Source organism: Anoxybacillus ayderensis (genome assembly GCF_013761015.1).
Classification (GTDB): domain Bacteria; phylum Bacillota; class Bacilli; order Bacillales; family Anoxybacillaceae; genus Anoxybacillus; species Anoxybacillus ayderensis.
Genome location: NZ_JACDUV010000008.1, coordinates 53159 through 79603, shown reverse-complemented (window position 1 = coordinate 79603; position 26445 = coordinate 53159). Strand labels below are relative to the sequence as shown.

The following is a 26445-nucleotide window of genomic DNA, read 5'->3' as shown; positions in this document are numbered from 1 at the left end:
CGGTCGCTGTCTTTAAACTAAAACAATGCAAAATATCTCTTAACCCTAAACTAAAGTGGCAACTGAACAATAAATTCCGTCCCTTGTCCTAATTGGCTGCGGACAGAAATTTTCCCTTGATGCATCTTTACAATCTTGTCTGCAATGGCTAGCCCTAGCCCACTACCGCCAGCGGCACGGTTACGCGATTTATCCGCTTTATAAAAGCGTTCAAAAATACGTGGCTGATCTTCCTCGGCAATGCCTGGGCCATTGTCTGAAACAGTAACAATGGCGTTGTTGTCTTGTTGCTGAAGCTGAACCGTAATCGTTCCACCGTTTGGCGTAAACTTTATCGCATTATGAAGTAAGTTCAACCACACTTGGCTCAGCAAATCTTCATCTGCAGTAATAACTACTTTCTCAAGCGTTACACACATCTCTATTTCTTTTTCGATCCACTGCGGCTCACAATGGAGAATGAGCGATTGTAATTGTGTGTCTAGGCGATAGGAGATTGGTTGGAATGGGTATCGCTCGGAGTCTAACATCGCCAAGCGCAACAAATTATCGCTCAACTTTGACAGACGGATGCACTCCGTTTCAATAATGTCGAGATAATGCATTCGCTGTTCGTAAGGCAAATTTTCGTTTTTTAACGCCCGAGCAAACCCACGAATCGAAGTAAGCGGCGAACCAATTTCGTGCGAAACATTTGAGATAAATTCTTGCCGCATTTCTTCCATCGCTCGCAAATTTGCCGCCATATCGTTCAGCCCTTCGACTAGTTCTGTAAATGGGTGATTCCGTTCGCCCCAGTCCGCACGGAGGTTTACGTGAAAATCTCCTTTCGCAATTCGATTGATCGCATCCATCAAGTGTTTCCAGAACACTCTTTCCCGCTTTCTTATGAAAGGTCCGACGATGCTCATACTAATGCCAAATAAAAAAAGCCCGAGACGGATGTGATAATTTGTCGAACTAACGGCTGCGGCTGCCAGGCAAATCGGGCATACATCGCTTCTGTAATAAAGTAGGCGGCAATCCAAAAGAGGCTGATCACCGCCATCACCGCAATGATCGTCAACACGGACTTGAGCACAAACGAAAGCCGCTTCATTTGCATACCTCCAACCGATAGCCTAGCCCACGAATCGTCCGAATGATAAATACGTGGCAATCAGCGAACCGCTCGCGCAGCCGCTTAATGTGCACATCGACCGTTCGTTCGTCCCCTTCGTAATCATAGCCCCAAATTTGTTCAATGAGTTCATCGCGAGTAAACGTTTTTCCAGGATAGCTAGCTAGCGTAAAAAGTAGCTCAAATTCTTTAGGTGGCAAAGCAATCTCTTCGCCTCCTAATCGGCATTCGTACGTCTGGCGATTTAACAATAAATCACCCATTTGCACCGTTTACGACGTGGCAATTCGGTATCGTTTGAGCAACGCTTTGACCCTCGCGACAAGTTCCAGCGGATCAAACGGTTTGACAAGATAATCATCTGCCCCTAGCTCAAATCCTTTTACTTTTTGCGCCGTTTCCCCTTTAGCCGTCAACATTAAAATTGGCACATCGTCATATTGGCGAAGTTCGCGGCATAACTCCCATCCATCCATTTCGGGCATCATAATGTCCAATACGACTAAATCGACTTTGACCTCTTCCAATACCGCGAGCGCTTCTTTTCCAGTTGCTGCTTCGTGTGTCTCAAACCCTTCAAGGCTTAAAAAATGCCCGACAAGCTCGCGAATATGTGCGTCATCATCGACAATTAACACCTGTGGCATGCTTATCCCCTTTCTTTTCCAAATATATCTTCATTGTAGCGCATTTTGTCATCTATCGCATTCGAATCTTGTATCGAAAAATATCGTGCACCGTTTCGGGCACGGGCACGATATTTATGCTCGGCTCATATAGACGCGTACGGTAATAGGTGCAAAGATGGCGACAATGACTGCAGCTCCAAGAAGCGAAATTGCAAAGTCCGAACCAATCGTTCCGTGATTCGTCAACTCGCGAACGGCTGTAATCATATGTGAAATCGGGTTAATGTTCGCAAACCATTGTAGCCAATCAGGCATCGTCTTTACCGGAACGAACGCATTCGAAAGAAACATGAGCGGAAACAACGCTAGCATAGAAATTCCTTGTACGCTCGCCGCATTGCGTGCTGTAACGCCAAAGAAAGCGAAAATCCAGCTAACAGCCCATGCGCATCCGATGGCAAAAACAGCAGCGAACGCAACGCTCGTAACTCCTCCTTCTGGGCGATAACCAATGAGAAACCCCATCGCAAAAGTGAGCACGGTAGCGATCGTGTAGCGAACCGTATCAGCTAATAAAGCTCCTGCCAACGGTGCAATGCGAGCAATTGGCAAAGACTTAAATCGATCGAAAACGCCTTTGTCCATATCATCGCGAAGTTGGACACCGGAGGCGACAGAAGCCCCAATTAACGTCTGCACAAGGATGCCTGGGATAATCATTGGCAAGTAGTTATGCACATTTCCAGCGATCGCTCCGCCAAAAATGTAAGTAAACATCAACGTGAAAATGATTGGTTGGAAAGTAACGTCAAATAATTGCTCTGGCGTACGCCGCACCTTTAATAAACTTCAATACGCCATCGTTAATGTTTGTTGTACCGTTTGCCGAAAACTTGTATAGTTTTTTAATTCGCGGTTCACCGTATGATTCATGCGCTTTCCTCCCCTTTTACTCCGTGGCCTGTAATCGCTAAAAAAACTTCGTCTAACGTCGGTTTTTGTACGCTTAATTCCGCCAGTTGGATGTTTGCTTCGCGAAGGGCAATCAGTAAATCGGTCACTCGGTCAGCATCCACCATCGATGCCGTAATTTTTCCTGTATCCGCTGAGACATTGGCACGGGCGTTTAGCACACGTTCTACTGTTCGACGTGCCATTTCTACATGTTGTGGATTGTCAATTTTTAATTGCAGCGATGAATTGCCAATCGACGTTTTTAGTTCATCTGCTGTTCCTTCTGCCACGACACGACCACGATCGATCACAGCGATACGATCGGCGAGTTCATCTGCTTCTTGTAAATATTGGGTCGTCAATAATACGGTTGAACCCATGTTAACTAATCGGCGAATCGTTTCCCACATTTGATTGCGTGTGCGAGGGTCCAATCCTGTCGTCGGCTCATCAAGGAAAATGAGCGGCGGCTGAGCAATTAAGCTCGCAGCAAGATCAAGCCGGCGCCGCATGCCTCCTGAGAACTGCTTAAGCGGACGTTTCGCCGCTTCAGTCAAACCAAACTCTTCTAACAGTTCCATTGCCTTGCGCCGCGCCTCGGTGCGACTCAGCCCGAGCAATCGAGAAAAAATGATTAAGTTTTCCATCGCGGTAAGCGATTCATCCACCGAGGCATATTGCCCAGTGACTCCAATCAATTGCCGGACGATTTGTGGCTCTTTTACTACGTCATAGCCAAAAATGCGCGCTGAACCGCCATCTGGCCGCAACAACGTCGCGAGCATCTTAACCGTCGTCGTTTTGCCTACCCCGTTCGGTCCAAGCACACCGTAAATCGTACCGGCGCGAACTTGCAAATCAACACCGTCCACTGCACGATTGTCGCCAAATATTTTCACAAGCCCATTCGCCTCAATCGCCCAATCACTATTGAATCTTTGCATCATTCTTTCCTCCTTATCGCTTCGTACATGGCAATCGTAACACGCTTTTATGAACGGAATATGAACAAGCAAAATGAAAAAACCCACCAATATCGGCAGGTTTTTATTTACCCGTGGTGCTAGTTGAGCGCTAGCGCTCAACTATCCCAAGTGTTACAAGTGAATATGCCAACAAGATACCATCTAGTGCTACTTCAAATCCCGCAATCGAATTAGCACGAATTTCTGTGATACGATACTGGTCGACGAGGACAGAGAACACCGTTTCAATGACTTTCCGTTTTTGTTTGAGCCATTTCTCCCATGATTCAGATGGGCGATGTTTCTGATTTTTGCGAGATGGAGTCCAAAAAGCGATTTGGTACGCTTCATACAACTTTTTTTGCCATTCGCTACTGATGAATCCTTTGTCACCCAAATTAAAGGGATGAGGAATTTGAGTCCTGACGGTTTCCGCTGCGGTTCGATCGTGACAGGACGCCTCCATTACCACGTATCCCATGGGCAGTCCTTGGTCGGTCACCTGAAGATGGAGCTTAAATCCATAGTACCACTGCTTTTTCGATGCACAGAGCCCGATGTCCGCGATTCCTTGAAATCGTTTGACGCGGTACATTCTTGCGGCATGGCACAACTCGATCGGCATACTGTCTACGACTGCATAGGCGTGGTGTTGACCACGTTTGGCTAGCTCATGGCGGATCCATTTGATCGCAAAGCGCAGCGCTCGACAACGACGATGGTAGCGAGAACGTTCGAGAAAATGTCCATCCGTAAACAAGTTCCCAGTCACAAAGCGATGCCATTCCCGTTCGGAAGAGAAGCCAAGCAGCTTCCCTAAAAGATGAATAGCAATGATCACCGCATCTTCTTGTTTCACCAAATGACGATTGCGACGTTGAAGATAGAATGGAATTTGTGACAGCTGGGCAGAAACAAAAAAGAAAATGGCTGCATATTGTTTTTAAATCTTTGCTTGATCTGTAGTAAAATGAAAGTGCTCTTGCATAGGGATTCTCCTTTCGAATGTTGGATCGCACTTTCATTCTACAGGACATCCACAAGCAAGGGCTATTTTTATGCTTACTCGATTTTATCTAGCACCACGTGGAATAGTTATTAATTGAACAGCTGCAAAAGCAACAAAAATAAATAAATGTAGATAACAAGGACAAGCAGTAACTGATGTTTACTGCTTGCCCTTGTTAAAAAGGGAATTTCTACAAATTATTCTCTAGGTTTTTTTTCAATTCTCTCTTTATCTTTTCTTTATTGTAGTTATCACCGTCCATTTTGTGTTTTTGAATTAATAATGCACAATAACCCGATGTATAGGCCGTTGCGAATGAGACACCCGTATCAAGAGTCATTTTATTATTAAAATAAAGAGAAATAATATCTTCCCCTGGTGCAAACACATCTACTTTTTTCTTCTCAAACTCTTTTGAATAGATTTTCCCTTTAGTATTCAACATCCCCACGCTAATAACTTCGGGATATGATCCCGGATAGACATTATCGGTATCACCCGGATATTTAATATTTCCAGAAGAAGCAATTACAATGATGTTATTTTCAACAGCTTTTTTTATTGCTTCGTGTAATTGAGGATTGTCTTTTGGAAATTCTAAACTAATGTTAATGATGTCCACCTTTTGTTCTATCGCCCAATTAATACCTTTAATGAGATTTTCAAATTTTACGTTTCCGTTTTCATCGGCAACTCTGGCAATATACAAATCAGATTCGGAGGCAATCCCTAGTAAATTATAATTATTTTTACGTGCCCCGATAATACCGGCAATCTTTGTGCCATGACCATTTTCGTCATCAAACTCATCTTTCTTTTCACTAATAAAATTTATACCTTTTACATAAACAAGATCCTTGTTTGTTTTATCAATACCTGTATCAAGTATAGCTATTACCATAAATATTCTTTCTATACCATTGATGTAGGGAGTTTTTAATTTCTTGTTCTACAATCTCTGGTTGATCTACGGTTTTTAAAGTGTTTTCTGAGTGGTTTTGATGGTTCATATGACTTTCATGATTATGGTTCGTAGCAGTTGTAGTATGATTATGACTGGAACATCCAGCAAATAAAACAAAACTAAGAATAAAGATCAGTGCTGTAATGCTAATCTTTTTCATTTTCCTTTCTTCCTAACTTTATGGAATCTGTTGCCACCATGAATGTTCATGCCAATATTTACTATGACCAATAAGCGGTGAACAATTTCGAACATAGGCTTTGCATTATCGTAAATCAGGAGCCATTTTACCTAGAGTGGAATCAGCAGCACAAATAGCAAATGCTACTATTGCCTTATAACAATCCGAAGTTATAAAGTTTTTATATCCCCAACCATTATCATCCAAACAATATGGCCATCCTCCACCTGATATTATTCCATCTTGTTTGTCTTTAGAATGATCTACATAAATTAAGGATTTAGGCCACTTCATTTCAAGCTCTTTTTTGAGTTTCTTAACAATCTCATGATCGCCCTTACCCAAAGAATCAAAAGATTCTACAAGAAGGGTAAGTTCCTGTTTATACATATAAACACCATCTTTTATTCTTTGCATATCCTCTTCACTAATGCCGAAATCTTCTGCACTTGCATTTAGGATTTCATCCATCATGTAAAACTTTTCTTTATTTTCCTTAGCTTGTTCAATTTTTTGTGCTAATTCTGATTTCAGTTTCTTTTGCTTTTCAAACATGTCGTTAGTAAATCGAGGATCTTTAGTTGTTTTGTTTTCATCATGCATGTTCATCGAATCATACATCTCAATCATGGCTTTTGCAATTTTTTGTACTCTTCTTTTTTAGCCTCCCCTATGTTGTCGTGTGAGTCCGCACGAGCATACAGTGGACTAATAAAAACAAAAAGAAGTGCGAACACACTTACTATTTTTAGGACTTTGTTCATAGATAAATAACCCTTTTTTGATTTCTATACCAAATTACCATAAATATTACAAAAAATAAATACATTAATATTACAAAAAATCAATACATTTACATAATTTACTCTGTATTCTAATACAAGATTGTGGTAATTTTTTATTAAACAAATAATAAAATCTACATAGGAGGTAGAATAAATGATATTTCAAAGAATAATATTACCTTCAATAACATTGCTATTAGTGATCTGTCACATAACTATTCTCTATTTTTGGGTTTTTGATTGGAAAAAACTGATTACTAACTATGGTTTAATTATATGGATTGGTTCAACTTTTTTAGGCATTTTAATCTATATGACTTACCGAATTTTAAAATCGAATACGAAAATATTTGTAATTGCCAAGAAGGCAATACTTTTTTCTACTTTGATGGTAATTATTCTAGGTCTTATTGCTATAATCATTGAGTTAATCACAAGTTCCATGCCATAAAATAACTATTTTGTTGTATTTGCGTATTCATAAAATGGATCTGTTAAGAAATGTTGTTGGCTTTTTCCTAAACTCCCATGGAATAATAAAATTTATTTCATCATCTGTGGTGAAGCTGGCTTTATGCTGGCTAGCGGGTACGATAGTTGAACAAGATCTACCGAAAAGGGGCTGACTCCAAAAGTCCGCTTTTTAGCGGACTTTTGGGTCAGCCCCTTAATTTTCTCTCTGTAAATTCCTAATAAACTCGTTCATCCCTCCCCCGCTCCAACCCTTATTGTTACGTACCCATTTATTTACATTTGAAATAAACTCGTTCATCCTTCACCGATTTTTGCGATTTTTTTCTCTGTTTTTTTCCCGCTTTTTTCCTTAAAACCATCCCACTTTATTTCAATTTTTGGAAAAAGAAAAAGGAAGAGTGGATGATTTCTCCCGCTTCTTCCCTTTTATTTTTCTCTTCCCTTTTCCTTGTTCTCTCAATGATTCCCACGCTTTTTCTTCTTCTTTTCTCCCCATCTTTTTCCCGATAAAGAGCGGGAAAAGGGCGATTTCTTTTTCCAGTAAATATCATCCAAATTCCGACTTTATTTCTCATGATGAACGGTTATTTTTTCAGTGGAACGAGTTTATTTTGAGTGTACAAACTAAGCTCTAATTTCGCTACACATTCGACATGTGTTGTGTGCTGACGATAGAATAAAATAAATTGAGATGTAGATATTCACCTTTAAACATTTGTCAATTAACAAATAAAATCAGGCATTAGATAAACCTAATGCCTCCTCCTCTGATTGAATATTCTTGAATATTCGTATTTATTATATCTATACCTTAATTAAATCTTCAATCTCAATCTTTAAGACATTTGCAATCCTTTGTACAATTGGGTAACTAAAACGTTGTTTTTTCTCACCTTGCTCAATTGCTTTTAAAACTTGTACTGATACTCCAGTTTCGTTTGCCAATGTTTCAATTGATATTTCTTTTTCATTTCTAATTTTCTTCAACCTTTCAACAAAATCCCTCTGCATTATTCAATTCCTCCCTAAAAAGTTTTCTCTAAACAAGAAACCTTTTTGAAAATTTATTTATTATATACTTTATCTTCGTTTTTTAATCAATTTAAGTTCAAAATGATTGGAGTAACTGAGTTTTAGCATGTATATATTTTTCCATCTACTATAGTCATCAAATTATTACCTTTTCCAACTTTCACATAAAAAATTCAATCGAAATGAATATTTCAACTAAAAGAAATAAATATTAATCCCTAAAAAGAGGGAGTTAAAAAATGTTATATAAAAAATCACCTTTATTACATGGTCCAATTTTTAGACAAGTCTATACAAAAGCATTTGATAAAGGAAATTTCCATCTTCAATGTACTTATTGTAATCTTTTTGACGCAGAAAAGGAGGAAAACGGAAGATATAAATGCAAATCATGTTTCGGCAACAAAACTTGTGAATATTTAACAGCTGTAGCATTAAAACGCATGGAACTAAACTATGAGGTTCAATATCAGTATTCATCCAAGGAATGCTTCTATAAAAAACCACTTTATATTGATTTTCGTCTTTATCCTACCCTACTTTTTTCAACTCGTTTTTTCTTAGAGGTGCTCGAGAATTGGCATTCTTATGAGGATGACGATAGCAAAATAAAAAATGCTTTAAAATTACAACATTTTATGATAATTAAAGAACCAATATTTTATCTTTATGAGGAGGATTTCGGTTTGAATTATGGCAACGAAGAAAGTTGTACTTTAAATATAATCCCAAAATTAGAAGATTTTTTTAAAACAGTCGAAAAAATTGATTCTTGTGATAAAGTCGAGAGAGACTTATTATTAGATGAATTATATAAAAAGTCCCCCTATTATTCATATCTAAAATTTTGAAGAATGGCAACAAAAGCAATATGAAGAAAGTTTTCACCCATTCTTATAAAGGGAGTCCTACCTAATCATTGAATAAAGAATCAGTAATCCTACTATAATTATAAAAAATTATTTTAGTAAAGGAGTCGACTGATTTGAATAAAGATGAATTTTTATCAATGAATCCAGATTTACGTGTCAAAAGAATAAACAAAATGCTTGAAACTATGCAGTTGCCCGATATTGCAAAATTACTTGATATGCCTTCAAGCACCTTTTCTGCTGAAATGCAAAAAGGGGACTATGTGTATATTAAAAGGGAAAAAAAATATTTTAAGTTCTTGAGGGATGAAAATAGCTCAAAAGATGAATTAAACACTTCTGATTATAATGAGGAGCTTTTATTCATTAAAAGGAACTTTGATATACTAAAAAACATTGTATCGAATCAAGAAATGAGCAACTTATTGATTCTTGATAAAAAAATATACGATTCTAAAGCAAAATACGTGAATAAAAATATCAAAGTAAATGATTCTATCTATCAAGAATTCACTTCGACTTGCGAAAGGCAATTTCCACATTTAAAAATACAAGATTTAATAGCTCAAGCATTTGTGGATTTTATTTCAAAATACTCTTCTATGGAGAATAAAATTTGACTATTAATAAGAACGTCTACACTGGTACAACTCTTTAAAAAGAAAACATCTCCGCTGCAGAGATGTTTTCTTTTTTGAAAGCACATGGTTTTTAAGGATTTACTTATCTTTGGAATTCACCTTTAATAAGTCTATAAGTATTTCTGTGGAGGGCTCTGGCAATATCCGTAGGAGTTCACGAATACCCAATCCATAAAGAGAAAGTAATAAAAACTCCTCCGCACCTTCTAATTTTCCATCGATAATTTCTATTTTTTCAGCGAGAGCTTCCAACATAGAGTAAGTAATTCTTTGTCCTTCTTCCTTTATCATCATATTATTCACTCTTTCTTCGGTTCTGATTTATTTTGGTAGAGGTTTTATCAATAATTTAACAATACAATTCATATATTCTTGCTCTACATACATATCAATAATTTGATAACCGTGCTCCAAAACGTATTTTTGTACGAACAGATGAGCTCTTCTAAAACCTCTCGATGACATGCAAAATGTGATACTTTTGTCCCCTCCCACTGCCAAAGACTTGCATCATTTTTTGGTATAATTATTTTTTCAAACATCTGATATCATCCCTTTTTATCTTGCTTTGATTTTCCAATAAAAGTTAAGGGTTTTTGATTTTGCTTTTTATGTCGTACATATTCTCTAATTTCTTCTGGAAGTGTAGCATTATGATGTAATTGTTTAACTGTTTTATATAACATTCTTGCTACATCCGTTACTTTTTCTCTTGAAAGTGTAGGCATCAAATCACTAATTGTTTTTTCGGAAGTTTCCACGTCCATAAATATAGAAAGGCTTTTGGATTTTGTTGCAATTAAATAGCCTATGGAGGATATTTCCTTACCCCAACTTGTACCACATTTCTGTTGCAATTCTACCTCTTTTTTCAATCTTTTAAGGAAATCCATAAAAGACAATTCACTTTCTCCTGCATTTGTCATTCCATCACCTCCTTCAATTACAGATTTTTTATTCAAATTACCGTTTCCTAAAACAGAAAAAAGGCTTTGACTATAGTCGATAAAAGTCGTTTTTTTATAACGACACGAATAGTCAAAGCCTTTAAAAGCAAAATAGATTTTTTATTTATTATACATAACTTTCTGCCATTTTGCTATGCAGAATAAGATGGCTACCGAATGTATTAGGGTAAAGTAACTGTAACTATAAAGGAGTGAAAACTGATGGCAGATAATATGTCTAAAAAAATAGAAGCAAAACAATGAAATCCATTAGTTCACAGTCGGAGCTGGAAAACCGCATAACAAAGAACCTTTGGAGCAGAGGTATAGATTTAGGAAAAAACGTTAAATCCTTGTATGGCAACCAGACATTACTATACAGAAGTATTAAATAGTATATTTATTGACTCTTCTTTTTAGCATATCTGCCCCATTCACAGCAACAAACCTAAAATACTCAAAATTGGAGAAAATATCACACAAACTTCCTTTTATATTCCAAATTTATCCTTTTAATAAAGTTATGAATCAAACTTTATTTAATGCTATTATATATAGGAGAAAAGGAGTGAGTATTTTGGAAGACAAAATAAAAAGAATACTATCAAACTATCATCAGTCATTTTCTACCAAAACGTATTCTGATGAAAATAATGATTATGACATCTTGATGGAGCTTTTTGGGATTTCCCCTGATTTAAAAAGAGAAAACAGACAGTATTGGGGAAGAGAGTTAGGGATGCTATGGCAACTTATCATTACAGAAATCTTCAAAGAAAAACACCCCCAATACGGGGATGCTCTAAGGTATGATGCAGATGAACCATGTGATTTAGTTGCAGGTTCAGATGCAATTGATACTAAATATAGAATTGGTTCTGGAGATTCGGGTACATTAAAAAAATTTAAGACCTATGGAAAATTATTAAGGGATGAAGGTTATCGACCTGTCCTCTTAATTCTTAGAGAAGATAATCTACCTGCCGCCATTAAGGCTTGTGAAGTGGGAGGTTGGAAAATACTCACAGGACAAGATACTTTTGATTACATTCAAAATCAAACAGGTGTTAATATAGTACAATTATTCAAAAGTTTCGGGAACGAATTTGCGATTAATCGTTAAGTATAGAAAAAATATCCTGTTGCTCACCTTCAGTTTTCAACCTGTTTTTAAGATTATCTAATCTTTGGGTAGCAATTTTACAGTATTCATCAACAATTTCTATACCAACAAAGTCTATTCCAAGTTCAGCGGCCGCTAAAGCTGTAGTTCCTGAACCCATAAAAGGGTCAATGACAACATTACCATCTATTGGAGGAATAGATAAATCTATTAGTTTTTTTATCAATTCTAATGGTTTTACGGTAACGTGTATATTAAAATCTTCAATTTTATCCCTTTTTACATTTTCTATAATATTAGACTGGAAGCCTTCTTCTGTTTTTGCCTTAAATAAACCTACATTATATTTTTTGAGAGTTTCAATGTAATTATTCACCAATGGTTTTTGGACAACAGAGATGGCTTCCCACTCGTTTCTTAAAGCACTATGCCACCCTTCCCAACGCTCTGGATTCTCTTCACCCATTTTCTCCAACTTTTTTGCTACATTTAATCCTTTTGGAATTCCACTATGCCTTCTCCAAACAATAATGTCCCTTGCATAAAAACCAACATTTTCAAGCCCCACTTGTACATGAGCAATCGTTCTTGTGCTATTGAAAGTAAATACAAAAGCTCCAGGTTTTAATATACGGTACAGTTCTCTCCCCCAATCTTCAACCCATTTTTGATACTCAAGTATATTCTCACGATTCTTTTTATACCATCTTTCGTTTCTTACTCCCCCAGCTAAACCACTACCATAAGGAATGTTCTTTACTAACGTATTTGAATTTTGAACACGTTCTGTTCTCCTCTTTATTTCTTCAACATCCCAATTACGACCAATAAATTCATAATTATAAGGTGGGTCAGTTATACAACCTGCAATTGAATTATCTGGTAATTGCTTCATTACTTCTATACAATCGCCATTCAGTATCTTATTTTTAAAATCCATATTTACATCTCCTCAAAATAATACCTAAGTTGATAGTAATAAATTGGTTTACAATTGTCAACTATTTTTTCTTGGTCTTCCCTTTTTAATTGGTGTATTCAACAATAACTGAAGGTCTTCTTCTGTTGTTACATAAAACGTTCCTTCTTGACCAACTTCTCTATAATTTAGTTTCCCTTCCCTAATCAATTTATGAATATATTGTCTGGTATAAGGCTTTTCTTTACCTTTAAGCTCAGCCAATCTCTTTGCCGCCTCAGTGAGAGTGTATTCTCTATTCATCTACTCACCCCTTACATTTACTTAACTTTCACAATGATAACATACTATAGAAAAGCTAAAACATAAAGATATAGCGGAATTAACTGAAATTTTTAATGGGAAAAGGATTACTTATCCATTTCTCTTTCCCAAGTTTTTCTCCATCGTGCTTAGGTATTGGAATTGGATTTATATTTAGGTCTTCCAACATTTTTGTAAACTTATCTATTTTATACTTGCTATACTTTTTCTTTTTAATACCCTTGAAATCTAACTTTAAGTCTTTCAATCTATCAAACCCATAACGGGATACATCACACATAAACTCTCTTAATTTGTTCTTGTCGCCTTTTTTAATATTGCTCTTCTCTATGATTTTTTCCGAGACACCGATAGGATAGTAGTCTCCTGTGAAAAAAATCGGACAAATGTTTTTTGTCATATACTTTGTCCAAAAATCATTTGTTAAATAATTTTCTAATTGCCTATCTAAGCCATAAGTTCTTTTCATATAATTTAAATGTCTATTTTGAAGACTAACTTCAAATCTCAAAACATCTTTTTCATAGTCTTCTATTTTCTCACCCTTTTTTTCACGTTCAGTTTCTTTATCGTAAATCATGACTTTTACCGACTTTGAATTAAAATAAATAGTAGATTTATAATGGTCATTCTTTTTCTTAAATCCATGCTTTTCTACGGTCTTTTTATAGATTTTCAGCAATATTTCCCGATGTTTTTTGTTTGGTATAACAGCATCAAATCTGAAATCCAGTCTCAAGAGAGTCAATTCTTTATCATTACTTCCAAAGATAAAATACAGATATTCATTAAGTTTCATTTGAATTTTATCCAAATCCTTTTCTTTAATATCTGAGGTTCCTATCAACTTGATAAAATCCACATATACATCCATTCGCCACAGACTGAAAAATTTTTTAAACGAAGTAGATATTCCATTGAAATTTTTGTCAATAACCTTTCCTAAAAGAGTTATTTTTTCTTTAAACTTCCTACTAAGAAATCCGATTTCATCATCTTTCAGTACTACTTGAAACTTTGCAGTGTGTATCATAATTATGTGTCTCCTCCTTTATTTTTTGATTATTTTCTCTTTATAACAGTAGTAGGGAACGTTAAGAATCCTTTTATATCAAGGTTTTAATAGAGTTTTTCAAGAGTATTTTTTCCCCGAACCGAACATATTTATTGTTTCCGTTTGAGCCATTTACAGCTTCAATGAAAATCATAGATTCATAGAGGAAATTTAAAAACCCGATTTGTGCCTAACCATGTTTGACAATAAAAAAGACCAGCTAAAAAAATTCAACTGATCTCTTCTTTATAATTATTTACTTTAACGCTTTAATTTATCATAAAACACCCTCAAACATGAAAGCTATAGAACTAAAAATTGCATATCAATATACTTAAAACCATAGGAGCTCCAAACTTGGTTTAAATCCATTTAATTAAAACTTAAACGCAGACTGCTAAATAGATAAAAAAAACGTCAAGGAGGGAACGATGTGGAAGTTGAACGTATTTTTAATAATAATAGCAACATTACTTTTGAAGATATTATTTTTTCTTTAATTGGCAAGGAAGTTGACAGATTAATAGATGATTATTACCATCAAAATAAGTTTAAGGTGGATACTGCTACATCTCATGAAGAAGGGAATGTATTAGTATGAGATGTGCAATCTATATTCGTGTTTCTACAAAGAAAGAAGAACAGAAAAACTCATTGGTATCCCAAAAAGAAGGTTTTATTCAATATGTTACGGAAAGGGGCTGGGATATTTACGACTTTTACGTGGATATTGATTCGGGAACAATTTCGAAGAGGGAAGCATTGCAAAAGCTAATTGAAGATGCGAAAGCAAAAAAATTTGATGCTATTCTCTCAAAAGAATTATCCCGCCTTGCTCGAAACGGAGGACTATCTTATCAAATTCGTGACGTGGCTATTTTAAACAATATCCATATTATTACATTAGATGGTGCAATTGATACAACAATAGGAAATATGGACAAATTCGGTTTGTATGCTTGGCTATATGAAGAGGAATCCCAAAGAACAAGCAACCGTGTTAAATATTCATTAAAAGTTAAAGCTGAAAAAGGCGAATTTAAAGGGTCAGTACCTCCTCTTGGATATGAAGTAAAGGATGGAAAACTATATGTTCGACAAGATGAAACACCAGATATTGTAAGGAGAATTTTTAGAGATTACTTAGCTGGTAAAGGGTTTGACCGAATCGCAAGAGAGTTATACGAAGAAGGTATCCCTACTCCAGCTCAATTTGCAGGAAAATCAAATAGTAGTGATAAATGGCATGGTTCATCTGTAAGAATAATACTGGAAAATCAACATTATACAGGTGACTTAGCGCAAGGACGTTCAACAACTAAAAGTGTTACAGTGAAAAATCGCAAATATAATGACCCTAAAGACTTCATTATCGTACCAAATACACATGAAGCAATTATTTCTAAAAAAGACTTTGAGACCGTTCAACAGCTTATTAAGAGCCGAAAACGTACAAGACCACAAGCAGAAGTGCATCTATTCACTAATACAGCTTATTGTGCTGATTGCGGTAGAGGAATGCACTATAAAAAAAATTGTAAGAGCTATGTATGTGGCAACTATAATAAGCATGGTATAAAGGCTTGTAGCGACCACTTAATAAGAGAATCAGACTTAATCTTAGCCATTTTAAACGATATTCAAAATCTTGCCTCCAATTTGAACAATGAAGGTATTATCGGTAAGTTGGAAGCACAACTAAATAAACAAAAACAGCAAAATGAAAAACAAATAAAGGCTCTCGACAATAAAATCGAAAAACTCAAAAACAGAAAAAGACAAGCACATAACAGCTTTTTTGACGGAGAAATGCCTAAACATGAATTTGATGATTATATCAGCTCTATAAATCAGGAAATAAATGAATTGCTAAAATCAAAACAAATCCTTGAAGAGTCTTTAAAAAGCCAAGATGACATGTTGGCTATTACCGAATTAAAGAAAAATCTTGAACAATTTTTATCTTTTAAAGAGCTTACTCCTAAAATGCTTCACAGCTTAATTGACCGCATTGAAATAAAAGCAGATGGAAGTCCGAGAATCTTTTATCGATTCTCGAACCCATCTGCTTACTCTTTGATTCTTTCTATCAACGCACAGCACTCCACATGCATCGTATGTGGGAACATGTCGACAGGTTGGACTTCCATTGTTTTGTAGCCACCGTCTTCTAACATACGCAAGTCACGGGCGAGGGTTGCTGGGTTGCATGAGACGTATACGACGCGATTTGGCTTCATCGCGATAATTGTTTGCAATAACGATTCGTCACATCCTTTTCGTGGTGGGTCGACCACGATACAGTCTGCTTTCACTCCTTGTTCGTACCATGTCGGAATGACGACTTCTGCTTCCCCAACCGCAAATTCTACATTTGTGATGTCGTTTAGTTGAGCGTTTCGTTTAGCATCGGCAATCGCTTCTGGAACGACTTCAACGCCGTACACTTTTTTCGCTTTTTTCGCTAAAAAGAGAGAAATGGTGCCGATGCCGCAATAAGCATCAATGACCGTTTCTTCGCCTGTTAAGTTCGCATATGCAATCGCCTGATCATATAACACTTTCGTTTGTTTAGGGTTTACCTGATAAAACGAACGGGCAGAAATGGCAAAACGAATGTCACCGATATAATCATAAATATATTCAGAACCCCAAAGCACACGCGTTTCTTCTCCCATAATGACATTTGTTCGCTTCGGATTAATATTTTGTACAATCGATTTCACATTCGGCACACGATCAATAATCGCTTCAATGATTTTCTTTTTATGAGGCAACTCTTCTGTGCGCGTAATAAGCACGACCATCACTTCTTTCGTCGTCGCCCCGTAACGCGCCATGATGTGTCGAAGAACGCCTTTATGCGTTTGTTCATTATAGGCTGGAATGTTGTATTGCTCGCAAATTTCTTTAACCGTCTGAACGACAATATCGTTCATTTCTTGTTGGATTAAACAGGTGTCCATATCAATAATGTCATGGCTTCGTTCTTTATAAAAGCCTGCCACAAGACCGCCTTCGCGCTCACCGACCGGCACTTGCGCTTTGTTGCGATATCGCCATGGGTCTTTCATGCCAAGAACAGGATGAACGATCGCATGTTCAATTTTCCCGATGCGAGCAAGCACTTCTTTGACATGTTTATGTTTCGCTTTTAGCTGTCCTTCGTAACGAATATGTTGAAGCTGACATCCACCGCATTGTTTATAAATCGAACAAGGCGCATCGATGCGCTCTTCGCTTTGTTCATATAGCTCGATTAGACGGCCAAAGCCGTACCCTTTTTTCACTTTGACAACTTTCACTTTCGCTTTTTCGCCCGGTAAACCGTTTGGAACGAAAATTGGAAAGCCATCAATTTTTGCTACTCCTGCACCGTCGTGCGTTAAATCTTCAAAGATGACATCGTAATATTCGTTTTTTGTTACTGGTGCTTCCATGCTTCTTTCCCCTTCCGCAAAATTGCTGTCAAGATTGTAGCATAGTCGAATAAAAAAGAACAGGTTTATTCCCCTGTTCTCATTTGTTCAGCCTTTTCTTTCGGAACAAATACGTTCATATGACGATACAAGTTGACAAATTCCCCAGGAAGCATTCCGCCATACTCGCCGTCTAAATTGAGCTGCATGTTTTCTTCCGTATACACTTTTACACGGTTTGCTTTCGTATAAATGATGTGTGGATCGTGAATATGTTCCCCACGTAGTGCGAGCGTTGCGATTTTAATAAATTCTGCTAAGTTCGTTTCTTTTAAAATAATTAAATCGAACATGCCGTCATTTAACGATGAATTTGGGGCTAATTTTTCAAAGCCGCCAACAGAATTCGTAAGCGAAACGAGAAAAAGCATCACAGCACCTTCAAACATTTTGCCGTCGTACTCAATTTTTACATGAACAGGATGGAGCGAAGGGAGCATCTCAATTCCTTTCAAATAGTAGGCAAGTTGACCAATCATCGTTTTTAATTTGCTTGGCACTTCGTACGTTAATTCCGTTAAGCGCCCACCACCTGCGATGTTAATAAAATAATGTGTTTTCCCTTCGTTCGTAACTGCGCCAATATCAATCGGCACCGCTTCCCCGTTTACGATGACATCACACGCTCCTTCAATCGAGCGTGGTACGCCGATCGCACGCGCAAAATCGTTCGTCGTACCGACTGGAATAATGCCAAGGTTTGGACGATACGAAGCCTCAGCTAGCCCGTTTACTACTTCGTTAATCGTTCCATCTCCACCTGCAGCAATGACGAGATCAAATTCGCGTTCTACCGCTTTTCTTGCCGCCTCCGTCGCATCCCCTGCCCCTGTCGTCGCATGACATGACGTTTCATATCCTGCTTGTTCAAGTCGAATCAGTACATCAGGCAAATGTTTTTTAAATATTTCCCTTCCTGACGTCGGGTTATAAATAATACGTGCTCGTTTCATCCTCATCATCCTATTTCTTTATTTTTCCACTATTTAACATCATACCAAATTTTCATTGATGTTGCAACGAACAAAAGAAAGCCGACTCAAATGAGCCAGCTTACGCAAACATTTCATACCAAATTTTTATCACAGTCGCTACAATTAATACAAGCAAAATGTATTCGAGCACTTTTGTGTTCATTTTTTGGCTCCATTTTGCCCCGATCGGCGCCGCTAGTAAACTAGCAATGACCATCACAAGCGATGGAACGAGAAGCATATGCCCCCCCATCACTTTTCCAACCGTCGCCCCGATCGATGAAATGAACGTAATGGCCACCGATGAACCAATCGCAATGCGCGTTGGCACTTTTAAAATGACAAGCATAATCGGTACAATAATAAACGCTCCTGCTGCTCCGACGATACCGGAAGCAATTCCAACAATAAAAGATAACATAACCGCATACAATCGGTTAAATACAAGTTGCTCTGATGAGACATGTTCGCTCCTCTTTGGCTTTGGGAAAAACATTAATACGGCTGCAATCGAAGCTAAAATGGCATATACAACATTAATTGTCTCATCGGCTAAAAACTTTGAACCGTATCCACCAATGAAGCTGCCAATGACAATGGCTGTTCCCATGTAGCCAACGAGCCGACCCGATACATATCCCCCTTTTTTAAACACGACAAGAGCGGCAAGTGTCGAGAAAAATACTTGCACCGCACTAATGGCGGACACTTCTTGCGCGGTAAAAGCAGTCAAGCCAAGGAGAGGTGGAATGTATAAAAGCATCGGATATTTAATGACCGAGCCACCGATGCCGACCATACCTGATAAAATCGAGCCGATGGCACCAATAAAGAAAAGAACAAGCAAATGGAAAAATGTATATTCCATATCAAACGCTCCCTTTACACTAAGTCGGCAATATGATTTTTTAAGGCGTATTGAATGAGTTCATGTTTTTCTTTAATGCCAAGTTTTTGCATAATGTTTGTTTTATGATTTTCGACCGTTTTCGGACTAATTTTTAACTTGTTTGCGATTTGGTTGTTCGTATATCCTAAAAAGGTTAACCGAACAATTTCACGTTCGCGATTAGTAAGTGGTGACTTCGGCTCTTTTTCCGCAAACATTTTTTCAAGCCGTTCCTCAGGAATATGGGTACGGTAAAATCGCTTGCCGTGATATACTGCTTGCAATGCTTCGTGCAAATCATTTGTTTGGCTGTTTTTTAACAAGTAACCGTGAATATTATATTGAATCGCTTTTTGTACATATATTTCTTCATCATGCATCGTTAAAACGATAATTTTCACATCTTCTAATTCATCCATAATCGTTTTGGCGGTTGTAAATCCGTCAAGCCCTGTCGGCATCGAAAGGTCGAGCAAAATGACATCTGGACGATGTTTTAATGCCAGTGTAATGGCATCGCAACCGTTGCTTGCCTCCCCGACGACTTCCACATCCGAAAATCCTTCAAGAAGGAGGCGAATACCTTTTCGAATTAAATCATGATCGTCAACGATTAACACTTTCATCCTCTCCGCCCTCCTCTAACGGCACGCGCACAAAAATCGTTGTTCCTTTCATTGGTGCTGATGTAATAGTCGTTTCTCCCCCGAGATGAAAAACACGTTCTTGAATATGTTTTAAGCCGAGCCCTTCACGCTTTTCTTCAACGTGGAAACCAACACCGTTATCTACAACAGATACAAGTAATTCCCGTTCCGTCTGTTCAATCGAAATACGCACTTCTGTTGCCTTTGCATATTTCATCACGTTATGTAACGCCTCTTGAATGATGCGATACAAGTTAATTTCCATCGTTGGTGACAAACGTGTATATACGTTTGTTTGAAATGAAAATAACGTATTTGGCATTTTCGATTGAAGGGACTGAATAAGCGATTGAATCGTTGGAATAAGCCCGAGCGCATCTAAACTTTTTGGGCGAAGTTGTTGAGCATATAGTTTTACATCTTCCATGACGCGCCCAAGTTCTTCGCGCACTTCTTTGACGTATGCATGGAGCTTTTCGTCTTGCACGCGTTGAATAATATTATCTAACGCGATGGAAATGCTGTAGAGCGACTGTCCGACACCGTCATGCAATTCTTGCGCTAAACGTTTATGTTCCTCTTCCTTTGCTTCGGTTAGTTTTTTCACCATCCACTTTGAACGACGTGCTTCCTCTTCTTTTCTCTTTGCCGTTTGATCGCGCAAAACAAGCAAATAATATTTCGCATCATCTTGTTCGAGGATGAGCGCTGTGCTCATTTCTACATCAATGAACTGTCCATGATACGTCGGCATTTCGGATAAAAAATACGGTACTTCTTCCGTTGAGATTAAATAACATCGCTCTTGTCCTTCACGTACATTGCGCTGTTGACAAAACGAGCAATACGGCACTTTCTCACCTAGTTTCCAGCCTGTAAGTCGTTTAGCAGCTGGATTCATTTCTACAATCGTTCGTTCATGATTCATGACAATAATCCCATCTTGAATGTATGCAAAAATTTTATCTAAAAATTGCATATTCTCACCTCTCTTCCATTATAGGAGAGGAGAAAGATGAAAAGAAAGGACTGACATCGTCAGCCCTTATGATTGTTTCACAACAGGAAGCTTTTCTCTCGTCCACGCTAAATATCCGCCTTTTAAGTTGAGTACTTGTTTGAATCCTTTTGCTTGTAAAATGCTTGCGCCAATGGCTGAGCGCGCACCTGAACGGCATTGAACAATATATGTTTTTCCTTCTGGAATCTCATGTAAACGATCGGCAAGTGTGCCAAGCATAATATGTTGTGCACCTTCAATATACCCTTCGTCCCATTCTGCTTGATTCCGTACGTCAATGAGATGATAACGATCGTCTTTTATATATTGTTGCAACTGATGTACATCAATTTCTTCGTAGCTTTCAACCTCACCGTTTAATGCAACGGATGGCTCTACGTAAGCAACGACACGATCCAATCCAATATAAGCAAGCGCTTTGCGAATCGGTTGTACATCTTCTTTATTTGCGATGATTACGATATCTTGGTCATAGTTGATTAACCAACCTGCCCAATTTGTGAATGATTTGTTAAACGGAATGTTTATTGATCCTACATAATGTTCATTCGCAAATTGTTGAGACGGACGAACATCTAAAATAAACGCTCCGTTTGCTTTATACTCGTCGAGCTGCTCACGCGTTTGCAACGCTGGCACTTCATCTTCATTTACATACGCTGGACCGATTTTGTTCACTTTTTTCATCATCGCAAAATATTTTGGCGGCTCTGGTTGCCCTGTAAGCAATAGTTTCACAAACTCTTCTTCATCTTCAATTTTTAATGCCCAGTTGTTTAACTTTTCATATCCAACCGTTGAAACTGGAACTGCACCAAGCGCTTTGCCGCATGCGCTTCCCGCCCCATGTGCTGGCCATACTTGTAAATAATCTGGGAGCGCTTTAAATTTTTTCAGCGATTGGAACATTTGTCGTGCGCCAACGTCTGCCGTGCCAGCCACTCCTGCTGCCTTTTCAAGTAAGTCTGGGCGACCGATGTCACCAACGAAAACGAAGTCGCCTGTGAAAATACCCATCGGCTCTGTTGAACCGCCACCTTTATCCGTTAAGATCAAGGAAATGTGTTCTGGCGTATGTCCTGGTGTATGAAGCACTTGAAACTCGACATTTCCAATAGTAAAAACGCTTCCTTCTTTCACAAGTTCGTAATTGACTTCATCCAAATATTGATATTTCCAATTCGCATCTCCTTCATCAGATAAATACAGCTTTGCGCCACAACGTTTTGCTAGTTCTTTTGCACCTGAAACGAAGTCTGCATGAATGTGCGTTTCTGTTGCGGCGACAATTTGCAATCCTTCTTTTTTCGCTGTGTCGATGTACCAGTCGACATTGCGACCTGGATCGATCACGATTGCTTCCCCTGTGCGTTGGCATCCAACTAAATAAGACATGTGCGCTAATTGCTCATCGAAAAATGAACGAAATAACATATACATCCCCTCCAATTTATTTATGTTTGCTTGCTACATCAAGTAGCGTTTCTATATATTTCACCCCATCTTGAATGAGTGGGTGTTTTAACAAACGGTACATACGTAATAGTGATACGGCAGACGAATCGCGTTCGCGTTGAAAGCGTTCGTTTGTTTCTTTTAAAATTGTTAATCCTTTTTCAATTGGGACGATATCTTTTGCCCCTTGTATCGCATACGCCATCGACTCACGATCATTGATCACGCTTGTCACAAATAAAATGAACTGTTCTGCTTTTTGTAGCCATTGGACAAGCGTTGGCAGCAGCTGAACGAGCGTCGCAAGCGCTTCAAGGTGTTCCGGTGTCAGTCGAAATGGCGCAGCTTTTTCCTCCCATTCCGTAAACATCGCTTCAAGCGATTGTTTATCATTTAGTACATGTTGAACAAATGCGACTTTTTCTTCTAGCGATTCCATTGTTTGTTTTAGTTGTGGGAGTTTTTCAATAAAATAACGGAGTGCCTCTTGTTGTTCATCGTTTTCAATTAATTGCAACATGTTCTCCCCCCTCTACATAAGTCCTTTTAACATTCCGTTCCAGTAGACGATCGGTAGTACGTTTCGTTTCATGACATACATGCTCATTCGTTCTTTTGATTGATCGAATGGGAACGTTTCTTGTGGATTTTTTTCATAATCAAACTCAGCTAAAACGAGCTTATTATAACCGGTTACGAGTGGACATGATGTATAGCCATCGTAACGAGCTTTTAACGGTTTTTCGTTCATAAGTGCGAGTAAATTTTCTGCCACGACTGGTGCTTGTTTTCGAATCGCTGCCCCTGTTTTAGATGTTGGTAAATTTGTGCAGTCACCTGCCCCAAATACATTTTCATACGTTTTATGTTGCAACGTATACGGATCAACATCGACCCATCCGGCCGCATCCGCTAATGGACTATTCTTAATAAAAGCTGGTGGTCCCATCGGTGGTGTCACGTGAATCATATCGAAACTTAACGTAAAGCGTTCGTTCGTATCGAGATGTTCAAATGTCGCTTTTTTCGCTTTTCCGTCAATTTCAACTAGCTCGACACGATATTTCGTTTCGATGTTTTTTCGTTGAATGACTTGTTCAAGCGTATCGGCATATTTTTTGACAGCGAAAATGTTTGGTAATCCTGAAGCAAAGATGATGTTTGTTTGTTCGCGAACACCAGATTGACGGAAATAGTCGTCTGCTAAATACATAATTTTTTGTGGTGCACCACCGCATTTTACTTGTGTGCTTGGTTGTGTGAAAATGGCTGTACCTCCGCGGAAGTTGCGAATGTTTTCCCACGTGCTTTGCACGTAGTCGTATGAATAGTTGCTGCAAACACCGTTTTTGCCGATCGTTTCTTTCAACCCTTTAATTTGATCCCAATAAATTTCGACACCTGCCGCTACAACTAAATAGTCGTAACGAACCGTTGACCCTTCTTTCGTTTTTAATGTATTGTTTTCTGGTGAAAACGTATCGACCGCTTCTTTTAGCCATTTCGCTCCATCTGGAATAAGTGTAGCTTGCTCGCGAACGGAGTCTTCTACTTTAGCTGCACCGCCCCCTACGAGCGTCCAAAGCGGTTGATAATAATGTTTATCTGATGGATCAATCAGCAACACCTGTCCACGCAATTGACGATTTTTTCTTAATAACCGTGCTGCAATCGAAATGCCTGCTGAGCCAGCTCCAACAATTGCTACTTTCACATCGTAGACGTTCGCCATCGTTCATCGCTCCTTTTTTGTATCCGCTTTCAATTTTGTTTTCTTAACTTAATTACATTGTATATGTTGTTAACCTATATACCCATAGGGGATTTCCCTTATCTTTTGTATATTGTTTTCACCTGTTTTTCATCGGGATTTGGTATGATGAAAGAAAAAAAGGTGAGAAGAATGAAAGTGTTGCTCGCAGAAGATGATGTATATTTAGGTGAACTGACCGTCCATTTGTTGAAGAAAAAAGGTGTCGAACATGTTGATTGGGTACAAGAAGGAGAAGAGGCTTACGATTATGCACTCGCTTCGTTTTATGATGTTATTATTTTAGATTGGATGTTACCAAACGGTGATGGCGTTAGCGTATGTCAACGTTTAAGAAAACATGGCTATCATGGAGCCATTTTAATGTTAACAGCGAAAGATGCGGTACAAGACCGCGTCGAAGGGTTAGAAGCCGGAGCAGATGATTACTTAGTGAAGCCGTTTGAAATCGATGAGCTCATGGCACGCCTTAAAGCGTTATCGCGGCGCACATTTGCACCGATTCAAGAAGAAATTGTCCGCTGGGGAGCGTTTGAAGTCAATCGTACAACCCATACGTTAACGAAAAACGGAGAACAAATGATATTAACTCCACGTGAATTTCAACTACTCGATTTATTACTGCAAAACAAAGGTCGGGTGTTAACGCGCGACATTATTCTTGATCGTATTTGGGGTTATGATGCAGACGTCTCGATGAAGACGATTGATGCAACAGTCAAGTTGTTGCGTAAAAAAATTGGTGATGAACAACAACAGCTCATTAAAACGGTGCGCGGGGTGGGATATACCATTGAAAAATAACATTCGTTCTTTTTTCAATCATTCCGATATGTTTCGCCGCACACAATGGCGCTTAACTGCCACATACAGCGGGATTCTTATCGCGTTTTTGGCCATTTTCATTGCGGTTGTTTCTTTCCTTATTCATACCGTCATGACAAATGACCAAGAGCGACGCATTCGTATGCTCGCCGAACAAGAAGGACAAACGATTCAAACCTTGCTTACAGAGCAGCCGTTCATCGGTTGGCCAACAGATCAAAATGTCATTTTTTTAAGTGAAGACCAACTGTTTTTTTACGTCATGGATGCGCGCGGACGGTTAATGATGGGGGATGAAGTGAATGAAGGATTGCGACCGCTTCTCCTCTCTACCCTTCAGCCGTGGACGCCAGAAAAAAATGAATTAAGATATGTAGATATTCATATCCCTCATCATCGACACGAATTGAAACGATTTCGTGCCGATGAATTAAAAATATTAACTGTCGCTCGTCCCTTAATTGTCGATCGACAACTCGTCGGCGTGTTATATGTCGGTATGGATGTGACAAGCATGTTTCGTTTGCTCAAATGGTCAACATTCATTTTACTCAGCCTCGGCGTGTTATTTATCGCAGTCGCTGTTGCTTTTAGTTATTTCATGTCTAAACGTGCGCTCGTTCCAATTCAAGACGCATACAATCGCCAACGTCAATTTGTCGCCGATGCTTCTCATGAACTGCGGACGCCACTTAGCGTCATTTTTTCTTCTGTAGAAGCATTAAAAATGGATATGTCGTTAACGTCCGATGCATTTAGTCGAAAAACGATTGAACGTCTAGGGGATGAGACAAAACGAATGACTAAACTTATTAATGACCTTCTCACCCTTGCACGAACAGACGACGCAAAGCTCCAAATCGAAAAAAAACCGTTTGATTTGCGGGCATGTGCCCAACATACGTTGCAGTCGTTACAAGAGCTTGCAAACAAAAAGAAAATTACACTTCAGTTTCATGCGTCTGAACAAATTGAATTCGTCGGGGATGAAGATAAATGTACCCAGCTGTTGTACATTTTACTTGATAATGCCATCAAATATACTCCTGAAGGTGGCACAGTTTCCCTTTCTCTCAAACAACATGTGACGAAACAACGAAAAGTTGTAGAAATTTCTGTTTCTGACACAGGGATTGGCATTGCACCTGAACATCTTCCTCATATTTTTGATCGCTTTTACCGTGCAGACAAAGCGCGAACACGGCAAATTGGCGGCCACGGTCTTGGACTTTCCATCGCAAAATGGATTGTTGAAGCACATAACGGACACATTCAAGTTGAAAGCGACGTGGGGAAAGGAACAACATTTACTCTCACTTTTCCGAATGAACGTGCATAAATGTTGCACGTTTTTTTCTTTTTCACCTAATTTTCTCTTTTCGCTTGTACAA

The 26445-nt window shown here is 38.3% G+C and carries 26 protein-coding genes and 3 pseudogenes; 7 read left to right on the top strand and 22 right to left on the bottom strand.

Features of this window, described 5'->3' with window-relative positions; all coding sequences use genetic code 11:
* Window positions 1–50: 50 nt before the first annotated feature.
* From HNR63_RS11920 to HNR63_RS11880, 9 genes and pseudogenes are all read right to left on the bottom strand, one after another.
* Window positions 51–1099, bottom strand: a pseudogene (locus HNR63_RS11920) (sensor histidine kinase).
* Window positions 1096–1767: pseudogene (locus tag HNR63_RS11915) on the bottom strand (response regulator). The pseudogenes HNR63_RS11920 and HNR63_RS11915 overlap by 4 nt, the downstream one beginning before the upstream one ends.
* 114 nt (window positions 1768–1881) lie before the next feature.
* A pseudogene (locus HNR63_RS11910) lies at window positions 1882–2682 on the bottom strand (ABC transporter permease).
* On the bottom strand, window positions 2679–3650 hold the full coding sequence (locus HNR63_RS11905) for an ATP-binding cassette domain-containing protein (protein WP_181520846.1): 972 nt from the start codon (window positions 3648–3650) through the stop codon (window positions 2679–2681). Before HNR63_RS11905 ends, HNR63_RS11910 begins: the two are co-directional and overlap by 4 nt.
* A gap of 127 nt (window positions 3651–3777) precedes the next feature.
* Window positions 3778–4596 (bottom strand): IS982 family transposase, encoded by an 819-nt coding sequence (locus HNR63_RS11900; RefSeq protein ID WP_343047757.1) that lies wholly within the window; start codon window positions 4594–4596, stop codon window positions 3778–3780.
* Window positions 4597–4867: 271 nt separating this feature from the next.
* Window positions 4868–5578: a S8 family serine peptidase gene (locus HNR63_RS11895; RefSeq protein ID WP_181520845.1), complete on the bottom strand. Its 711-nt coding sequence runs from the start codon at window positions 5576–5578 to the stop codon at window positions 4868–4870.
* Complete coding sequence (locus HNR63_RS11890) at window positions 5559–5801, bottom strand: hypothetical protein (RefSeq protein ID WP_181520844.1); 243 nt, start codon at window positions 5799–5801, stop codon at window positions 5559–5561. Before HNR63_RS11890 ends, HNR63_RS11895 begins: the two co-directional genes overlap by 20 nt.
* Window positions 5802–5906: 105 nt before the next feature.
* Window positions 5907–6431 carry a hypothetical protein gene (locus HNR63_RS11885; protein ID WP_181520843.1) on the bottom strand — a complete coding sequence of 175 codons (525 nt, stop codon included), beginning with the start codon at window positions 6429–6431 and terminating at the stop codon, window positions 5907–5909.
* A gap of 1454 nt (window positions 6432–7885) precedes the next feature.
* Window positions 7886–8092: a helix-turn-helix transcriptional regulator gene (locus HNR63_RS11880; RefSeq protein ID WP_181520842.1), complete on the bottom strand. Its 207-nt coding sequence runs from the start codon at window positions 8090–8092 to the stop codon at window positions 7886–7888.
* A gap of 260 nt (window positions 8093–8352) precedes the next feature.
* On the opposite strand from HNR63_RS11880, the gene HNR63_RS11875 reads away from it, so the two are divergent.
* Together HNR63_RS11875 and HNR63_RS11870 are read left to right on the top strand one after the other, a co-directional pair.
* Window positions 8353–8964 carry a hypothetical protein gene (locus tag HNR63_RS11875; protein ID WP_181520841.1) on the top strand — a complete coding sequence of 204 codons (612 nt, stop codon included), beginning with the start codon at window positions 8353–8355 and terminating at the stop codon, window positions 8962–8964.
* Window positions 8965–9098: 134 nt separating this feature from the next.
* Window positions 9099–9605 (top strand): hypothetical protein, encoded by a 507-nt coding sequence (locus HNR63_RS11870; protein WP_181520840.1) that lies wholly within the window; start codon window positions 9099–9101, stop codon window positions 9603–9605.
* 99 nt (window positions 9606–9704) lie between these two features.
* Here the strand turns inward: HNR63_RS11870 and HNR63_RS11865 are convergent, their stop codons facing one another.
* Complete coding sequence (locus HNR63_RS11865; protein ID WP_181520839.1) at window positions 9705–9920, bottom strand: hypothetical protein; 216 nt, start codon at window positions 9918–9920, stop codon at window positions 9705–9707.
* Window positions 9921–10174: 254 nt separating this feature from the next.
* The gene (locus HNR63_RS11860; protein ID WP_181520838.1) at window positions 10175–10552 is read right to left on the bottom strand and encodes a hypothetical protein; all 378 of its coding nucleotides are present in this window, start codon (window positions 10550–10552) and stop codon (window positions 10175–10177) included.
* A gap of 589 nt (window positions 10553–11141) precedes the next feature.
* Here HNR63_RS11860 and HNR63_RS11850 point away from each other — a divergent pair.
* Window positions 11142–11696, top strand: coding sequence for a restriction endonuclease (locus HNR63_RS11850; protein WP_343047752.1), 555 nt, complete (start codon window positions 11142–11144; stop codon window positions 11694–11696).
* Here the strand turns inward: HNR63_RS11850 and HNR63_RS11845 are convergent.
* The 3 genes from HNR63_RS11845 to HNR63_RS11835 all read right to left on the bottom strand — a co-directional run bounded on the left by HNR63_RS11845 (window position 11686) and on the right by HNR63_RS11835 (window position 13972).
* The gene (locus tag HNR63_RS11845) at window positions 11686–12636 is read right to left on the bottom strand and encodes a DNA-methyltransferase (protein WP_181520836.1); all 951 of its coding nucleotides are present in this window, start codon (window positions 12634–12636) and stop codon (window positions 11686–11688) included. The genes HNR63_RS11850 and HNR63_RS11845 overlap by 11 nt on opposite strands.
* 57 nt (window positions 12637–12693) lie before the next feature.
* Entirely contained in the window at window positions 12694–12918 is a 225-nt protein-coding gene (locus HNR63_RS11840) for a hypothetical protein (protein ID WP_181520835.1), read from the bottom strand.
* Window positions 12919–12997: 79 nt separating this feature from the next.
* Window positions 12998–13972: a phage/plasmid replication domain-containing protein gene (locus HNR63_RS11835; RefSeq protein WP_181520834.1), complete on the bottom strand. Its 975-nt coding sequence runs from the start codon at window positions 13970–13972 to the stop codon at window positions 12998–13000.
* A 454-nt stretch (window positions 13973–14426) separates the two neighbouring features.
* Between HNR63_RS11835 and HNR63_RS11830 the strand changes: the two genes are divergently transcribed.
* Both HNR63_RS11830 and HNR63_RS11825 read left to right on the top strand, forming a co-directional pair.
* A complete protein-coding gene (locus tag HNR63_RS11830; RefSeq protein ID WP_181520833.1) occupies window positions 14427–14594 on the top strand; it encodes a hypothetical protein in 168 nt (55 codons plus the stop codon).
* Window positions 14591–16153 carry a recombinase family protein gene (locus HNR63_RS11825; protein WP_181520832.1) on the top strand — a complete coding sequence of 521 codons (1563 nt, stop codon included), beginning with the start codon at window positions 14591–14593 and terminating at the stop codon, window positions 16151–16153. The genes HNR63_RS11830 and HNR63_RS11825 overlap by 4 nt, the downstream gene beginning before the upstream one ends.
* Here the strand turns inward: HNR63_RS11825 and rlmD are convergent.
* The 8 genes from rlmD to HNR63_RS11785 form a co-directional block, all read right to left on the bottom strand.
* Window positions 16063–17433 carry a 23S rRNA (uracil(1939)-C(5))-methyltransferase RlmD gene (gene rlmD, locus HNR63_RS11820; RefSeq protein WP_181520831.1) on the bottom strand — a complete coding sequence of 457 codons (1371 nt, stop codon included), beginning with the start codon at window positions 17431–17433 and terminating at the stop codon, window positions 16063–16065. The genes HNR63_RS11825 and rlmD overlap by 91 nt on opposite strands.
* A 65-nt stretch (window positions 17434–17498) precedes the next feature.
* Entirely contained in the window at window positions 17499–18425 is a 927-nt protein-coding gene (locus HNR63_RS11815) for a diacylglycerol kinase (protein WP_181520830.1), read from the bottom strand.
* 100 nt (window positions 18426–18525) lie between these two features.
* Window positions 18526–19314: a sulfite exporter TauE/SafE family protein gene (locus tag HNR63_RS11810; RefSeq protein WP_181520829.1), complete on the bottom strand. Its 789-nt coding sequence runs from the start codon at window positions 19312–19314 to the stop codon at window positions 18526–18528.
* Window positions 19315–19328: 14 nt separating this feature from the next.
* Entirely contained in the window at window positions 19329–19961 is a 633-nt protein-coding gene (locus HNR63_RS11805) for a response regulator (protein WP_181520828.1), read from the bottom strand.
* Window positions 19942–20961, bottom strand: a complete 1020-nt coding sequence (locus HNR63_RS11800; protein WP_085788644.1) for a PAS domain-containing sensor histidine kinase — start codon at window positions 20959–20961, stop codon at window positions 19942–19944. The genes HNR63_RS11805 and HNR63_RS11800 overlap by 20 nt, the downstream gene beginning before the upstream one ends.
* 66 nt (window positions 20962–21027) lie before the next feature.
* A complete protein-coding gene (locus HNR63_RS11795; RefSeq protein WP_181520827.1) occupies window positions 21028–22437 on the bottom strand; it encodes an MBL fold metallo-hydrolase in 1410 nt (469 codons plus the stop codon).
* A gap of 16 nt (window positions 22438–22453) precedes the next feature.
* Window positions 22454–22978: a hypothetical protein gene (locus tag HNR63_RS11790; protein WP_181520826.1), complete on the bottom strand. Its 525-nt coding sequence runs from the start codon at window positions 22976–22978 to the stop codon at window positions 22454–22456.
* A 12-nt stretch (window positions 22979–22990) separates the two neighbouring features.
* Complete coding sequence (locus tag HNR63_RS11785) at window positions 22991–24190, bottom strand: FAD/NAD(P)-binding oxidoreductase (protein WP_085788647.1); 1200 nt, start codon at window positions 24188–24190, stop codon at window positions 22991–22993.
* 171 nt (window positions 24191–24361) lie between these two features.
* Between HNR63_RS11785 and HNR63_RS11780 the strand changes: the two genes are divergently transcribed.
* Together HNR63_RS11780 and HNR63_RS11775 are read left to right on the top strand one after the other, a co-directional pair.
* Window positions 24362–25033 carry a response regulator transcription factor gene (locus HNR63_RS11780; protein WP_181520895.1) on the top strand — a complete coding sequence of 224 codons (672 nt, stop codon included), beginning with the start codon at window positions 24362–24364 and terminating at the stop codon, window positions 25031–25033.
* Window positions 25023–26393, top strand: a complete 1371-nt coding sequence (locus tag HNR63_RS11775) for a sensor histidine kinase (protein WP_181520825.1) — start codon at window positions 25023–25025, stop codon at window positions 26391–26393. The genes HNR63_RS11780 and HNR63_RS11775 overlap by 11 nt, the downstream gene beginning before the upstream one ends.
* Window positions 26394–26445: the final 52 nt, after the last annotated feature.

Bases quoted from the DNA above. Each gene is read 5' to 3' on its own strand.
- HNR63_RS11880 (WP_181520842.1), bottom strand. From the start codon at position 8,092: ATGCAGAGGGATTTTGTTGAAAGGTTGAAGAAAATTAGAAATGAAAAA.
- HNR63_RS11875 (WP_181520841.1), top strand. From the start codon at position 8,353: ATGTTATATAAAAAATCACCTTTATTACATGGTCCAATTTTTAGACAA.
- HNR63_RS11790 (WP_181520826.1), bottom strand. From the start codon at position 22,978: ATGTTGCAATTAATTGAAAACGATGAACAACAAGAGGCACTCCGTTAT.
- HNR63_RS11840 (WP_181520835.1), bottom strand. From the start codon at position 12,918: ATGAATAGAGAATACACTCTCACTGAGGCGGCAAAGAGATTGGCTGAG.
- HNR63_RS11835 (WP_181520834.1), bottom strand. From the start codon at position 13,972: ATGATACACACTGCAAAGTTTCAAGTAGTACTGAAAGATGATGAAATC.
- HNR63_RS11885 (WP_181520843.1), bottom strand. From the start codon at position 6,431: ATGAACATGCATGATGAAAACAAAACAACTAAAGATCCTCGATTTACT.
- HNR63_RS11825 (WP_181520832.1), top strand. From the start codon at position 14,591: ATGAGATGTGCAATCTATATTCGTGTTTCTACAAAGAAAGAAGAACAG.
- HNR63_RS11860 (WP_181520838.1), bottom strand. From the start codon at position 10,552: ATGACAAATGCAGGAGAAAGTGAATTGTCTTTTATGGATTTCCTTAAA.
- HNR63_RS11845 (WP_181520836.1), bottom strand. From the start codon at position 12,636: ATGGATTTTAAAAATAAGATACTGAATGGCGATTGTATAGAAGTAATG.
- HNR63_RS11895 (WP_181520845.1), bottom strand. From the start codon at position 5,578: ATGGTAATAGCTATACTTGATACAGGTATTGATAAAACAAACAAGGAT.
- HNR63_RS11810 (WP_181520829.1), bottom strand. From the start codon at position 19,314: ATGGAATATACATTTTTCCATTTGCTTGTTCTTTTCTTTATTGGTGCC.
- HNR63_RS11780 (WP_181520895.1), top strand. From the start codon at position 24,362: ATGAAAGTGTTGCTCGCAGAAGATGATGTATATTTAGGTGAACTGACC.
- HNR63_RS11785 (WP_085788647.1), bottom strand. From the start codon at position 24,190: ATGGCGAACGTCTACGATGTGAAAGTAGCAATTGTTGGAGCTGGCTCA.
- HNR63_RS11795 (WP_181520827.1), bottom strand. From the start codon at position 22,437: ATGTTATTTCGTTCATTTTTCGATGAGCAATTAGCGCACATGTCTTAT.
- HNR63_RS11865 (WP_181520839.1), bottom strand. From the start codon at position 9,920: ATGATGATAAAGGAAGAAGGACAAAGAATTACTTACTCTATGTTGGAA.
- HNR63_RS11800 (WP_085788644.1), bottom strand. From the start codon at position 20,961: ATGCAATTTTTAGATAAAATTTTTGCATACATTCAAGATGGGATTATT.
- HNR63_RS11815 (WP_181520830.1), bottom strand. From the start codon at position 18,425: ATGAAACGAGCACGTATTATTTATAACCCGACGTCAGGAAGGGAAATA.
- HNR63_RS11890 (WP_181520844.1), bottom strand. From the start codon at position 5,801: ATGAAAAAGATTAGCATTACAGCACTGATCTTTATTCTTAGTTTTGTT.
- HNR63_RS11805 (WP_181520828.1), bottom strand. From the start codon at position 19,961: ATGAAAGTGTTAATCGTTGACGATCATGATTTAATTCGAAAAGGTATT.
- HNR63_RS11905 (WP_181520846.1), bottom strand. From the start codon at position 3,650: ATGATGCAAAGATTCAATAGTGATTGGGCGATTGAGGCGAATGGGCTT.
- rlmD (WP_181520831.1), bottom strand. From the start codon at position 17,433: ATGGAAGCACCAGTAACAAAAAACGAATATTACGATGTCATCTTTGAA.